The sequence below is a fragment of the Variovorax sp. EBFNA2 genome, assembly GCF_033802765.1.
Taxonomy (GTDB): domain Bacteria; phylum Pseudomonadota; class Gammaproteobacteria; order Burkholderiales; family Burkholderiaceae_C; genus Variovorax; species Variovorax paradoxus_H.
The window spans coordinates 751,032-765,377 of record NZ_CP138497.1; the positions used below are offsets into that span (position 1 = coordinate 751,032).

13 protein-coding genes are annotated in these 14,346 nt (G+C 60.3%); 7 read left to right on the forward strand and 6 right to left on the reverse strand.

All coding sequences use genetic code 11. The features are described 5' to 3' along the window. Window positions 1–24 precede the first annotated feature (24 nt). The 5 genes from RZE79_RS33935 to RZE79_RS33955 all read right to left on the reverse strand — a co-directional run bounded on the left by RZE79_RS33935 (window position 25) and on the right by RZE79_RS33955 (window position 6,461). Window positions 25–744, reverse strand: a complete 720-nt coding sequence (locus tag RZE79_RS33935; RefSeq protein WP_319361826.1) for an NAD(P)-binding domain-containing protein — start codon at window positions 742–744, stop codon at window positions 25–27. Between the two features lie 11 nt (window positions 745–755). Further along, complete coding sequence (locus tag RZE79_RS33940) at window positions 756–1,304, reverse strand: nuclear transport factor 2 family protein (RefSeq protein WP_319361827.1); 549 nt, start codon at window positions 1,302–1,304, stop codon at window positions 756–758. A 927-nt stretch (window positions 1,305–2,231) separates the two neighbouring features. Further along, complete coding sequence (locus RZE79_RS33945) at window positions 2,232–3,701, reverse strand: acyl-CoA-binding protein (protein WP_319361828.1); 1,470 nt, start codon at window positions 3,699–3,701, stop codon at window positions 2,232–2,234. Further along, window positions 3,694–5,010, reverse strand: a complete 1,317-nt coding sequence (locus RZE79_RS33950; RefSeq protein ID WP_319361829.1) for an MASE1 domain-containing protein — start codon at window positions 5,008–5,010, stop codon at window positions 3,694–3,696. Before RZE79_RS33950 ends, RZE79_RS33945 begins: the two co-directional genes overlap by 8 nt. 38 nt (window positions 5,011–5,048) lie before the next feature. Then, entirely contained in the window at window positions 5,049–6,461 is a 1,413-nt protein-coding gene (locus RZE79_RS33955; protein WP_319361830.1) for a patatin-like phospholipase family protein, read from the reverse strand. A 673-nt stretch (window positions 6,462–7,134) separates the two neighbouring features. On the opposite strand from RZE79_RS33955, the gene RZE79_RS33960 reads away from it, so the two are divergent. Then, a complete protein-coding gene (locus tag RZE79_RS33960; RefSeq protein ID WP_319361831.1) occupies window positions 7,135–8,022 on the forward strand; it encodes a helix-turn-helix transcriptional regulator in 888 nt (295 codons plus the stop codon). A gap of 302 nt (window positions 8,023–8,324) precedes the next feature. Here the strand turns inward: RZE79_RS33960 and RZE79_RS33965 are convergent, their stop codons facing one another. Continuing rightward, entirely contained in the window at window positions 8,325–8,753 is a 429-nt protein-coding gene (locus tag RZE79_RS33965; RefSeq protein ID WP_319361832.1) for a hypothetical protein, read from the reverse strand. A gap of 473 nt (window positions 8,754–9,226) precedes the next feature. Here RZE79_RS33965 and RZE79_RS33970 point away from each other — a divergent pair, with 473 nt between their 5' ends. From RZE79_RS33970 to RZE79_RS33995, 6 genes are all read left to right on the forward strand, one after another. Beyond that, window positions 9,227–10,000: an SDR family oxidoreductase gene (locus RZE79_RS33970; protein WP_319361833.1), complete on the forward strand. Its 774-nt coding sequence runs from the start codon at window positions 9,227–9,229 to the stop codon at window positions 9,998–10,000. A 217-nt stretch (window positions 10,001–10,217) separates the two neighbouring features. Continuing rightward, a complete protein-coding gene (locus RZE79_RS33975; protein ID WP_319361834.1) occupies window positions 10,218–11,036 on the forward strand; it encodes an SDR family oxidoreductase in 819 nt (272 codons plus the stop codon). 221 nt (window positions 11,037–11,257) lie between these two features. Then, window positions 11,258–12,016, forward strand: a complete 759-nt coding sequence (locus RZE79_RS33980; protein WP_319361835.1) for a type 1 glutamine amidotransferase domain-containing protein — start codon at window positions 11,258–11,260, stop codon at window positions 12,014–12,016. 90 nt (window positions 12,017–12,106) lie between these two features. Further along, entirely contained in the window at window positions 12,107–13,483 is a 1,377-nt protein-coding gene (locus tag RZE79_RS33985; RefSeq protein ID WP_319361836.1) for an aldehyde dehydrogenase family protein, read from the forward strand. A gap of 72 nt (window positions 13,484–13,555) precedes the next feature. Then, window positions 13,556–14,050, forward strand: coding sequence for a hypothetical protein (locus RZE79_RS33990; protein WP_319361837.1), 495 nt, complete (start codon window positions 13,556–13,558; stop codon window positions 14,048–14,050). An 18-nt stretch (window positions 14,051–14,068) separates the two neighbouring features. Beyond that, complete coding sequence (locus RZE79_RS33995) at window positions 14,069–14,338, forward strand: hypothetical protein (protein ID WP_319361838.1); 270 nt, start codon at window positions 14,069–14,071, stop codon at window positions 14,336–14,338. Window positions 14,339–14,346: the final 8 nt, after the last annotated feature.

Here is a 14,346-nt window from a genome sequence, read left to right on the forward strand (position 1 = left end):
CGTCTTGAGCACGAGGGGCGCCAATCAACCGCCCGTCGCGGAATTGCGGGCCCACCAAGCGGTGGCGACTCGGCCACCGAATCGGCCGGTCTCGGCTGGCTGCAATACGTCGACTTTGAGCGACGCATACGGGCCGAGACCCGCGCCCAGAATGAGATAGCGGATCACATCCCCCAACGGCTCGACGATGCGCGCGTTGCGCAGCGGCCCCATGTCCACGGGCGCCAGACCCAGATCGCGGGCGAGAGCCGCCACGGTGTCACGCGCCTCGGCGTGATCGGAAGCGATGAATGCCGAGACCTCCTGCGCGCGCAACTCCTCCACCGGCATCTCGAAAAGTTCCTGCGCCATGGTGTTGAAGCACTTGACGACCTTGGTCTCGGGAAGCCAAGTCTGGAGTTTTTCGGCAAGAGACTGCGCAACCGGCGCAAAGTCGAACTTGCCTTCGGGAACTGGCCAATTGTTCGGGTCAATGACCACCTTGCCGTCCAATGCAGAGACGTCACCAATCACCTGGGCGGGGCTCACATCCCGAACGCTGTAGAAAATCACCTGGCCGAAGAGGGCCGCTTCGCGATTGCTGCCAGCCTGCGCGCCAACGCCCCCATTGGCGCGGGCCAACTCGGCGGCATCGACCGCCGTCTGCGCGTTGCGCGCGCCGAAGAACACCTCATGCCCGTGAACCGCCCAAGCGCATCCCAGAATGCGGCCCATGTTGCCCGTCCCGACAATTCCAATCTTCATCACATCCCCCTTCAAAGCTGTTCACCGCGGGGGAACAGAGAGAGCAGGCGGTATGAATCGTCCTGGTCGTTGGGCTGGCTGAGCGCCATGCGGAAATGGCCCTGGTAGAGCGAGTCATCGACGGGGCGCTTCGTGACCCAATCCCGCGCCACGCTGCGGTATGAGATCTTCCATACACCGTCGCGACATTCGTAGCGGTTGAACGTGCGGCAAGCCGCCGTGGCTTCCGTGGCGGATCCGTCCGCGGCACGTTCGCGATGGTAGGAAAGGCGGTGCGTCTCGCCCTCAGCCTTGTCGCCGTCAACGCGATACCACTCGTTGAGCACATAGTGCGCTGTGAGCTCGTACCTGGGCAAAAGGTCCCGGAACACCCACTCGGCGAACTGCGTCGCGCTGCCCCTGTACATGTCGCCGTGTTCCTCGATCGCATCCTCGAAAAAGATGGAATGCAACAGAGCTGCGTCGCGTCGATCGACGCCGCGGCAGTAGGCCATCTCCAGTTCGTGAAGTCGATCCTTCACCAGCAACTCGCGCAGCATCTCATCAGTCGTATTCGTCATGGGTTGTCTCCTGAAATTTGCCGGAGGTCGCCTCAAGATGGAACAAACCGACCAGCTGGTTTGTAAGTTTGATCGTTCAGGATTGGAATGGCACTGGGGTTTTCGATAGGTATAGCCATCGGGGCTTCGCACTTGGCGAGCAGTCCCATATCCGAGCGGAACGACATGCCGGCCAATAGATTCTGAATTCCGGCCCGCTCGATCGCAGGCGCATGAGCCGACCGCTTACGGTCCAGCAATCACCGCGCAATCGGCTTTCGTTCGCGATATCAGGGTTCTGATCCCCGCTCGCCGCGCGGCGACGCTGCGAGCTTCCTTCTAAAGGTCGATAGATCGAGCAAGTAGACCTCCTGCCGTTCCAAAGAGGCCTGCGACCGCTCGATCTCCTTCACGTCCGGAATCGACTGAACCGGCACAGGCTGCTGCGCCATCACGCGCGGCAGCCGACCTGAATGCGCGTTGCAACCGACGAGCGAGAAAACTGTTGTTCCGCCTAGCACGCATATGCGTAGCAGCATCTTCGTTAAGTGCATCGGTGACACCCCCTTGTGCAATCACGCGCCGCGGCTTCTTTCCCTATGCGCGCAGCACCCCCCGAATTGACAGCCACACGATGCCGATCGGCCCCCTTTGCCCTCGCAGCCGGCATTTCTTCAACCCCGGCAGTGCCGGATTCGCCCCCTCGTGCGCCTGTCTCCCATGATGAATCAGGAAGCTCAACGCGCGCTGAATTCCCTCCATAGCCGTGCCAAGCCAGTCCCCGCAGACAGTTGCGGCGATGGATCGATCTGCTTACCAGGCCAAGGTCATCGCCAGGACAATTTGTACCAATCGGCTGGAACTGCGCGAGGTCTTTTCGCACACCCCGACGCTTCGGTCGAAGCGCCTCATGGCTGCCCTCTCGATCTCTGGTTGACCGACGAGGCATCAAGCGTCCTTCGCCAATAAGGATTCAACGATTTCGACATACGCGGCCATTGATTGTTCGCGTGTAGTCCCCTTGCGCGCTGCCCAAGCATCGAACTTCGCACGCCCGATCACGTCCATCATGCCTGGCCGTGTGCCGGAAACATTACCGACGCTACCCTGCTTGTACAGCGAGTACAGCGCAAGCAACGTCGCGTCGTCCGGCGCCTTGCGCAGCCTCTTTGATGCAGCGGCAGCGGCCTCGAAGGCTTTCTCTGCCGGGCTAGGGCCATCGGGAACCGGCTCGCCGCCGAAGTGACCGTTCTCTACCTCGACATCGTCCGGGAACCAGCGCACCTCCAAGAGTCGGCCAGCGCGCATCGTCAGCGCCAGCACACCGGGCGAAGCCGCCCGGGTGTCCAGCCGCAGGCTCGCGGGCACGACGCCCATGCCCGCATTGAAGCTCGGCACGCCGAATGCCTCGAAGCGCAAGCCCGCAATCCAGCCCTGAAGGCGTGCCAGACCCTTGGCGCCACGAAATAGCCCGCTGGTGCGGTTGGTCCCCGGCTGAAACCATGCGAAATCTGGAATGCCGCGCGTAAAAACACTGGCGAAGTCCCCTGCTCCCAAGTCTGTCTGTACGCCGTCAAGCAGTATTCGCATCTGAGCCAGCGACATGCCAGCGTCGGCCGAAGCCATGCCCAAAGAGCCCTCAGCGGTGGCGCCGAAGAACTCCAGCACGTTCCTCGCGACGATCTCCCGATCGTTGTCGACGCAGACCATGTGATAGCTGTCTTCCAGCACCACCATGCGCGCCCGGCCCGCCCGTCCACCCCCGCCGATGCGTTCGACCAAAAAATTGGCGGAACGCAGGCTGGTCAGTTCATCTTCCCGCGCATGCACCACCAGCGTGGGACATTCGATCTTTGACAGGTTCCTCATCACCATCGCGCGCAGCCTGTCCACTTCGCGAACACACGCCAGGGGAACCCACCCGTAGTGGAAGTTCTCGCCACGCTCAAACTTGGCTTTGACGATGGCGCGCAGTTGCTCGTTCTTGATACCGTAAGGGTCTTCCTCTGCGACCTTCATTCTTGCAGGCACACCGGGCACGTGGTACAGCAGGCTGCGGGCTTCGCGGTACCAGGGTGTGGCCCAGCCATCGATGTAGACAGGCGGCGCCAGCGCAATGAGCCGACCTTTCGCGTGACGTTCGCGTTTGACGGTCTCCACCGCGAGCAACGCCCCCATGCACATCCCCATGACGTGCAGAACCTCGTGCTGCGCGACTACCTCCTGATATTTCAAGCGCACCGCGTCCAGCCAGTCTTCCGCATGAACGCGGACCAGATCTTCTGGTGTGCTGCCGTGGCCCGGAAGGGTCAGAGAATGCGTGACGAAGCCTGCATTTTTCAGACGCTTGTGCATCGAGCCGAGGTCATACTGCGTCCCGCCTAGCCCGTGGATCAGAAGAACACCTGGCTCAGCCATGACGGCTCCCGCCCGCTCCACCGTCCTGCGCCTGCTGATCGTCGATCGGACGCAGCAAACCGGCCACGCGTTCGACGGCACCATCAGGACCACAGATCCCAGCCCACCTCACCTGGACTGCGCGCGTTCGCCCACCGAGGCGAACCGAGTAGGTCTCGCTGGCCGCCGGCTTTCGTCCTTCGGACACAGCGCGCCATGCGGCCTCGGCTAACGGACGATCCGCCTCGTCGGTGCATGCAAGCCAATCGTCCACGTTCTCGAACGCCGATGTGGCGGTACCCAACACCGCAGGTGCATGCTCTGCCCAGACAGCGGCGCCTGTCACAGCATCGAACTCCACATTGGCAACGCCGGTGGCCTGCAGCGTGCGCTCATAGCGCAGTTGCCAATCCCTGGCCTTCTGCAGTGCTTGGCGGCGTGACTCGGACAGCCCCCGCACCAGCAGCGCCATCATCGCCCAGACGGCTACGTACGCTTGCACTTCGATCACGGCCTCACCGGCAAAGGAATCGGCCACGACGAATGGGCCACCGCCGGCCGTGGTCAGACCGATGACCAGCAGCGCACCGGTCAACATCGCGAGCGACCCGCCGCGCGCACCCCACACCATCGCGGACAGCAGCAGGAACGGCATCGGCAGGTAGCCAAGCGTGGCAGCGACGGTACCAAACCGCTGCTCGCCGCCGGTACCAAACACGACCCAGGCGGTGACGAGAAAAGCGCTGAACGCGGCAGCACCAGCACCGAACTGTGTCATCGGCATTCCTCCCGAGCGCTTGATCCGAAAGCCCCGAAATGCCTCGATAAGAGGAGCCACAAGCAAGATGCCTCCCGCTGTTGAGAAGGCCCATGCACGCCATTCCGTGCCGTAGGCTGCCCCCGGTCGCTGCCAGCGCCAGAACTCTCCAGCGAGCGTGGCTCCGAGCGTGGCAGTGATCAATGTGCCGGCAATCAAGGCCCCGACCGCGCCCACACCCAGATCTGCTCCATGACGACCGCGCAGTGCCACCCACGCCCCGACGGCGACGCTCGCCACCTCGATGGCAGCAAACGGCACAGCCGCGGCCACGCTCAGCTTGTGTCCAACCAGCCCCCACACGAGACTCGCGACCGCCGCTGCGACAACCACTGCAAAGCGATGCCCCGGACCCGCGCAGATCAGCGCCCCGAACACCACACCAGCACTCAGCCAGACCGGGACGGTTTGCGTTCCGACGTCAGCCAGGCTGCACGACAGCCACGCCACGAAGAGATAGGCGACGGCCACCGTCACGACAGTAGCAAGGGGCTGGGAAGATCGCTGGCGCATAGATTTATCCTCTCTTGTGCAGAACGGGTCCGCGAGCTTCAGCGGACGACGGGTGGTGGCGTTGCGTGTAGATCACTGCGCAGCGCTTGGAAAGCAGCAGAGCGGCGCAGCACCGAGCGGCCAGCTTCGATGAGATGAGCCACTTCGCCGGGCTGGACGCTGAACGCTGTGGGAATCCGCATCAACGCGGCGCGCCCTTGCGCGTCAGCCGGTGCGTCGCGCAGGTTCACCTGCACGACATGAATGCGTGCGTCGGACGTGAAAATCTCCTGCCCGCCGGCCTGCCCCTGCAATGTTTCGCCCCATTGCCGCGCAATATCTGCGAGAAATTCCTGTGTTTCGTGCGTCGCACGCGAGCCTGCACCGAAGCGCAGCGCATCGAACACTTCCAGACTGCTGGGCAGTTCATCGCGTTCATCGACCCGCTCATTCGGATCGCGCTCGGCGTTGACCGTGATGAGCACCAACCGTCGCACGCGGCCGGGCTCGAGGCGCACTTCGCGAAAGCCTTCGCCGACGCCGCGCCCCGCCAGCGCACGATCGAGCAGCGGCCGAACGCCGAGGTTGTCCGCGACGCTGCCGTCCACTAAGTGCACATAGGGCCGCGCAGCACCGTCAAGGTAGCTGCGCTGCTGCAATTCGTAGAGCCGCGCGCGATAGCCGGTGCCTTGCGCGAACGGGATGCGCTGGGCAATTCCGTTTTTACGACACTCCTGCGAATGATTGCGCAGCGTCATGGGACTGAGCAGAACGGGCACCGAGGAGGAAGCCGCGACCGCGAACGACAACGGGACACTCCTCAAGTCAGAGCAAAGAAGCTCGAACTGCTCTGCCGTGAACTCAAAGCCTGCCCCCTGCGCCATATCGGTGGCGCTGATCAGCAGCTGTGGGTGACGGTGACGTCGCATCACGTCGCCGAAGGTTCGCCCTTGCAGTAGTTCGTCAAGACGCTGCGCCAGCAGATGACTTCGGCCGAACCACGGCGAGGTAAGTCGATAGAGATTGGTTGGCCTGAGTGCCTGCAGGATCAGGCTATTTTGGAAGTTGCGATAGAGAAAGTCGCGTTCGAAGTCGCGCAGACCCTCCGCTCCGAAAGCGGCAAAGTAAGCGGCGGTGATGCTGCCGCCGGATACGCCTCCGATCACGTCCACTGCATCGAGAAGATCCGTGCGTTGCCCATTCCACTCGAAGTTCGTGTCCTGCAACTCGCGCAACACGCCATAGCCGAACGCGGCCGCCCGTGCGCCACCGCCAGACAACGTGACCGCAACAAGAAGGCTCGGATCGCGTGCGGCAGACTGACGGGCCTGATCGGCCTCGTCTATCGCGTCGGTGCGTGAGGCCAGCACCTGATTGACCCACGGCCTGTGACTGTTGCCACCCACGAGCCAAGCGGCCACAGCGAGCACCACCCCCACCCACAATATTCCCCAAAGGCCGCGCTTCTTCATGCGCGGTCAATACAAAGAGTCTTCTCACGCATCGATAACAAAGATTGATGGAGATGGTTGCGGCCATGCAGGTCGCCCCGATTGCCGCAAACCGGCCCTCGTGAATCTTGCTCATGGCGCCCACTAGTCGCGCGGAGATCGGAAAAATCACCGACTGGACAATCACGCTTCGGACCTTCCGCGCAAGGATCTGATCGCAGTCTTGCCCCAATTGAGCCGCGCTGGATGTCCGCGTCTGGAAATGCGAATCGACCATGGCAACGACCTTTCGTCGGCCGGAAGAGCTCCAGGCGCCTGCGCAATAGGATGCACAGGAGGCTCATGGCCAACCAGGCGTGCTTAGATCCTGAGATCGACTTCGGCAATTTTTTCCATGAGTGCTTCCGCTCGAAAGATTCGCGGCCGCGTCCAATGTGGTGAAGATGTCTCGCGAAGGAAGCTTCATGAATTCATAGGTTCTAAATCTATGCCGAGCGGGTGCGTAATGCCCTGACCATCATTGGGTGCGTCACATACTCCCAACATCGCAATGCATTTGAACTGCGAGGATCGGATCACAGCCGTTTTGAGGCATGCCTCGCCACCTTGCCAAAACTCTACCGACACGTCACGATCTTGGCTTTCAAATAAGTCAAACGGCTTTTATTTTTTTTGATTTTTGGAAGGTGTCATCATGGCCGATCACCCATTCGTATGGGACGGTGTTCGAGCGCAGTCTGGCCGCGTCGTCGTCGAACGGAGGCTTCTGAAGACGGAGGGCCTAGAGCTCACGGTCGCGTCGGAAGATGTACGGACACCAACCGATTGGTGTTTCGAAGAGTCGCACCACACCCTGGTGGTTCATCTGGCCGGGCATCTGAACCGAATGGAGTCTGTTTTTTCCACGGGACCGTCTTCAGACGCGCTTCCGTCAATCGGCGACATCTGGATCATCCCCGCGGGATGCCGATATGCGGCGCTGGCGCAAGGAGATCAGGCACACTTTGCCGAGTTTCGAGTGCCCACAACGTCGCTGGAAGCCGGAAAAGTCGCTGCACGGGTAGGTCATCGTGATCCTTTTCTGTATCACGCCAGCGTCAAGGCGGCGACGCTCGCTGCAAGAGACGACGATCTGGCTGGCATGGCGCTGAAATCCCTGCTGGAAACGCTGCGCTTTCACATCGCGGACACGTACCTGCTGCGGCCTTCGTCAGATCCGGGGTCAGCATCTGGTGATCGCAGGCGATTTTCCCGTCGGCAGCAGAAACTGTTGAATGACTGCATCCATGGGATGAAGCATGGCTCGATCACCGTCGCCGATCTGGCGGCGGCGGCCCAGGTTTCGGCATCGCAACTCTTGGAAGGGTTCAAGGCCAGTTTTGGCACCACGCCCTGGCAGTACATTCTGAGAGTCCGCTTGGCCGATGCTCGGAAGATGCTGGACAGCACAAGCATGAACGTCACCGCTATTGCAGCCTCGACAGGATTCTCAAGTCCCAGTCACTTCGCAACCGCGTTCAGCAAGCATTTTGGAATGAGTCCAACGGCCTACCGCATCGAGCGTCGGCATCACAGCTCATAGGCCACGGCCTCTTTTTCGTCCCATGGACAATCCCAACCTCCGGGGAACGCCGCATCGAAAAATGGCTCACACAAGAGTGATCAAGCGCTAGAGAGGACCAACGCACCGCGGTGTCAATCAGAACTGCCTGATTCGAAATTCACGTCTGGTTCCGATCTGCGCAGGCTTGTCTTCCTGTCTCATGCGATTGACCGGTTCGCCCCGATGACCCAGGCGAATTCCGGCCAGCCGCTTGCACCTCTTTAAGCACCGAGGACAAATTTACGCGCCTCGTGAAGGGTGCTCCAAGGGAACTCAGGAGCTCAACCCCCGGCAGCCTTGGGAGAAAGATAGCCGATCTGCGGGCGCACGCTGTCGTCCGTGTAGCAGTCGCCTGTCGGCGCGTAGCGAATGACCTTCCCGCCCTGGATGTAGAACAGGTTGTTGCAGACAAGGCGATTCTCAGAACAAGTGGTGAAGGCGCTGTGACTCAGGTACTTGCTGTCGCCGCGACGGGCACCAATGCGAGTAAAGCACTGCTCCACTTCCTTACTGTTGACGTAGTTGCGCGTCTCGATGCCGCTTTCTGTTTGGGCGCGATACATCGGAATGGTGAGAAACAACGGATGGGTATCGAGCGCCTCCACCGGGACACCCGCCCAAGCATCCAGATCCTGCTGACGAACCGTAGCGCAGCCGGCGAGAGTGGCGGCGGCGATCGCAGCGCAAGTGAGATATCGAAAAATATGCATGATTGTTTTTTCCTTTGACGAACAATTATTCCTCAGTCAGACGAAAAGCATCAAGCGCCGAGATCGCACGTCTCCATTTTCCAAGCATAGGGAGGACTGCCTGGAGACTACTTTGATCGTACTCATCGGTGGCGCAATGGCGGACCAATCGTTGGCCTAGAGAAGAAATCCGAGGCAGGTCCTACATCTGCATGCGCGGCGGGCCGGCGTGGGTCTCTCGAACGCCGAGCGCACATACGTCGCCGGCAAATGATGTTTCAAAGCCGCACAACGACGAGATGGAACGATGGCTCAGGAGTGCTTGAATGATCGAGATCGATGCAGCCCTGCAGACTTTGCCACATGGCGTAAGTGAGCCCCCCAATCCCGAAGATTAGACGAATTTTCTGGATTATCCATCCAGACTCCAATGGTCAATCTCTCGAGGAAAACAGCCTAAGCTAATCCTTCATTCGTTCAATGGAGATTTACTTATGGCAGTCCATTCCATCAAAGGCAAGGTCGTTCTCGTCGCAGGCGGCGCCAAGAACCTCGGCGGACTGATCGCTCGCGATCTTGCTGAACAAGGCGCAAAGGCAGTTGCGATCCACTACAACAGCGCAGCGTCCAAGGCCGATGCCGATGCGACGGTTGCGGCGATCGAGGCCATTGGCGCGAAGGCAGTTGCGCTCCAGGGAGATCTGACCACGGCGAGCGCCGTCGAAAAGCTCTTCGCCGACACGATCGCCGCTGTCGGGAAGCCCGACATCGCCATCAACACGGTGGGCAAAGTGCTCAAAAAGCCGATGGCAGAGATCAGCGAAGCCGAGTACGACGAGATGACGGCGGTCAACTCCAAGACGGCGTTCTTTTTCCTCAAGGAAGCTGGCAAGAGCCTGAACGACAACGGCAAGATCTGCACTGTCGTCACATCGCTCCTGGGCGCATTCACGCCGTTCTATGCCGCCTACGCGGGCACCAAGGCGCCCGTGGAGCACTACACCCGCGCGGCCTCCAAGGAACTGGGCGCGCGCGGCATTTCAGTGACAGCGGTCGGCCCCGGTCCGATGGACACGCCATTCTTCTATCCGGCCGAAGGCGCTGACGCGGTGGCGTATCACAAGACCGCCGCGGCGCTTTCCCCGTTCAGCAAGACCGGTTTGACTGACATCGAGGATGTGGTTCCCTTCATCCGTCATCTCGTCAGCGATGGCTGGTGGATCACCGGACAAACGATCCTGATCAACGGCGGATACACCACCAAGTAGACGTCTGAGTGACCTGCTGGTTTTCCGTCTGCTCAAGAGAGCCGACCGGAACCCGCGACGCAAATTCGGGTCAGGATATGCGCCCCAAGGCTAAAACCGCCCCATAGAGACGTCTCGCTTCCACCAAAAGCTAGGCGCGTTGATATCGCGGTGATCCTTTCGACGGCAACGCGGCAGATCGACATCCGTCTTTTATCAACAGGGAGTTAACAAAAAAATGGTCGCTATCGCACACCAGGAAGTTCGCAAGGAATTTCCTTCGGCAACAAGTACAGGCGCCCGGCGCTTCGCCGGCAAGACCGCTATCGTCGTCGGCGCCTCTGCGAACGTGGGAAAGGCGCTGGCAGAACTGCTGGCACAGGAAGGCGCCGATCTAGTGATTCACTACAATTCGGCGGCAAAGCAGGAGCAGGCAGAAGAAACCGCCGCAGTTGTGCGTGGGCATGGACGGGAGGCGCTTATTTTTCAGGCGGACCTCACCAAGCCGGCGCAGGCCACAGCACTGTTTGATGCCGCGCTGACAAGATTCGGCAAGGTAGACATCCTCATCAACACGGCGGGGAAAATCATCCGAAAGCCGCTCGCCGAGTTTGAAGAGGCAGAGTTCGATGACCTTTTCAATGTCAATGCCAAGGCCGCGTTTTTTCTACTCAAGGAAGCGTCCAAGAAGATCGCCGACGAGGGTCGGATTCTGAGCTTCGTCACCACAATGGTGGCCGCCTTTGCACCCACGTATGCAGGCTATGCTGGCAGTAAGGCTCCCCTCGAACACTTCAGTAAGGCGCTCGCCAAAGAGCTCGGAGGACGCGCCGTTACGGTCAACTGCATCGCCCCTGGCCCCTTGGATACGTCGTTCTTCTACCCCGCCGAATCCGATGAGAACATTGCTTGGCTCAGATCAATGTCGATAGACGGCGGCCTCGGCAATATCGCCGACATCACTGGGCTTGCGTTGTTTCTTGTCTCGCCCGAAGCGCGTTGGATGACTGGCACCACCAGCTTCATCAACGGAGGCATTATCTCGCCGATCAACTGATGTAGAGGCGAGGACAACCGAGCTATTTTCCGCCGGTGGTGAGCGGAGGCTCCCGTTCAGTCACTTATCGCCAAGGGCGGTGAAGCAACTTGGACTGCGCGCACGGCGTCAGTGAGAACCTAAAAATTTCTCAATGAGCTGGTGCGGTTCGATCATTTCACTGATCAAACCGCACCAGCCGGCTCGCATCACACCGAAACTTTTATCAGGACACAACAACCATGGCATTGTCGGATCTCAAAATGGAAACCCGCACTGGCGTGAAATACAGGCCCAAGCGCATTCTCTCAGTCGTCTCCAACACAACCCAACTCAAAGGCTTTCCCGTCGGGTTCTTTGCCGAAGAAATGACGCGCGCGTTCCTGATGTTCACGGAGGCCGGGCATCAGGTGGATCTTGCGTCCCCCAACGGAGGCGAGGTGATGTTCGATACACACAGCGACCCGCGCACCCCGGGGGGCGCCTACGCCGACGACCTCATCAGCCTGGGCTTCGTCCACCATCCGAAGTTCGGCGCAATGTTGAAAAACACCCTCCCCGTCAGTGCAATTTCGCTGGATGACTATGACGCAGTGTGGGTCGCCGGTGGTGGAGGACCGCTGCTGACCTTCAAGGATGATTCGGCACTGCACGGGCTGATCGCGGGCTTCTATGAAAACGGCAAGATCGTCGCGCTGATATGTCATGGTTCCTCATTGCTGCTCTGGACCCGCCTGTCAGATGGAAAACTTCTGGCCGACGGGAAGCACTGGACTGGATTCACCGATGAAGAGGAAGACGAAGTGAACGCGACCTTCGGCATGAAGCTGAACGAGTACACCATCGAAAGCGAAGCGGCTCATATGGAAGGCACCCGATTCCTATGCCGCCCCGCCAACGAGCCGTTCGCCGTGCGGGACGGACGCCTGATCACAGGGCAACAGCAATACAGCAGCGGCATCACGGCCAGTCTTGTTCTTGAGGCGTTGGACGAACTCTAGACCCTGGGCCGGGCCTAGATCGAGGCATCAAATGGCCTCTTCGGCCGCGGACTCTCGTGCGTCCGTTTCATTTTTGTAGGAGTCGTCGTCATGAGCAACCGCTTTCAATCGATCCTGGACGTCCAGCAATCGCACTTTCGTAGCGACATCACCAAATCCTATGAATGGCGTATCGAGCAACTCGATCGCCTGGAGCGGATGCTGCGTGAACGCCAGGAGGAATTTTGTGCCGCCCTCTACCAGGACTTCGGCAAACCGTCCTTCGAGCAGCTGTTCGAGATCACGGTGCCGCTTGGAAACATCAGGTACTACCGGGAAAACCTCAAGGAGCTGATGGCCCCCCAGCCGGTCGCAATTCCAAGCGGGCTGGAAGCGACCGGCAACAGCGGGCTGATACTGAAGGAGCCCTACGGCGTCACGCTGGTCATCGGCCCCTTCAACGCACCTATCCTGCTGCTGCTTGACCCTGCCATCGCCGCTTTGGCCGCAGGAAACACGGTGGTGCTCAAGCCAGCCAACACGACACCGGCCACAGCAGCCTTGTTTCAGAAATTCGTACCGGAGTACTTCGAGCCCGAGAACGTGTCGATCGTCACAGGCGGTCGCGAGGAGATCGCCGACCTGCTTGCACTTCCTTTCGACTTCATTTTCTTCACCGGCAGTTCGGCGGTCGGCAAGATCGTCATGCGCGCAGCAGCCGAGAACCTGACGCCGGTCATTCTGGAACTCGGCGGACAGAACCCCACCATCGTCGACCAGACCTCCAACCTTGACATTGCAGCCGACCGTATCGCCTGGGGCCACAACGCCATCTCCGGCCAGTGGTGCATCGCACCAGGCTACGTCTATGTCCATGAAAGCGTCGCCGATGCCTTCATCGCCAAGCTCAAGACTGCCATCGTCAAGATGTATGGTGTCGATCCGCAGCAGAGCCCCGACTTCGCCCGCATGATCAGTGAGAAAGACGCGCAACGCGTCGCGTCGTACATCCTGCCCGACAAGGTGGTGCACGGCGGGCGATTCGACATCGCGGCGCGCTACGTCGAGCCGACGATCCTCTATCCGTCGACCTGGGACGATCCGGCATTGCAGCAAGAGGTCTTCGGCCCGGTGCTGCCGGTGCTGCCGTATTCCGACCTGAAAGACATCGTCGCACTCATGAAGCGCAAGCCGAAATCGCTTGCCGCCTATATTTTCAGCAAGGACCAGGCAAGCATCGACTACGTGCTGGGCAGCCTCTCTTTCGGTGGTGGCTGCGTCAACCAGACGAATCTGCATTGCTGGATCGACAGCCTGCCGTTCGGCGGCGTTGGCTACAGCGGCATGGGCAAGTACTACGGAAAAGCTGGCTTTGACGCGCTCAGCAACACCAAGGCCATGCTGATCGGCAACCCCGACTTGGAACTCGACGTCTTTCCTCCCTATGCTGGCAAAGATATTGCGAAGAACCTCAGTGTCTTCGCATAGCGCCATCGCATTTGCTTTGCGAGTACTTCCGGAGAAAACATGCACGATCCAGTTCGCCGTAGAGCACTTCTGATGACGATCGCATCCTTCGCCGTTCCGTTGAGCGCCTGCGCGCACAAGCCGACGGTGCTACCGCCGGCGCCGGGCATGATCGCTTCCGTCACTTACCTGCATCTGCTGGCAAAGACACCTTTCTTCACGGCACTGTCGCGCGAGCAGCTTCAGTGGGTGATCGATCATTCACGCGAATGGTCCGTCGTGCCCAACATCGAGATTGCCGGCAGCGCGCGCGGCGCGGACAGCTTCTGGGTGCTGCTCGACGGTGGCTGGCAGATCGAGCATGCGGGTCAACGCATCAAGGCGGGCCACGCCGATCCGGCCAAATGGTATGGCGGCCGTGACATGCGGGCGCTGAACGTGGGCGACACACGCTTGGTGACCACCGCGAAGAGCTATGTCATTCAGATTCAGCAAACAGATCTGGACGAGATGATTCGGCGGGGATTCGCATTCGGTCCGCACCTGCAGGATGGAATGGCTTTTTATCGTTCGTTACGCAAACAGTGAAAGATACGGAGATTCGACATGCATGTGCTGATGGTCATGGGAGGCGGTTTGGTCCTCCTGGGTGTTTTTGTACTGTTCGGCTGGCTCTGGGGTGCGAGCGCCGCAGGCATGGCGCTGGCGGCCAAGGCCTTCGTGCCGGCGTGGCTGTTGATCGCCGCTGTCAACATGTGGGTGGGCGTCGCCCACGCGGGCTACAGTGCGCGCGAGGAGTTCCCGATCCTGCTGCTGGTCTTCGCCGTGCCCGCTGTTGTGGCGGGCATCGCCGTCTGGCGCCTTTCGCACTCGTGAAACGCAGG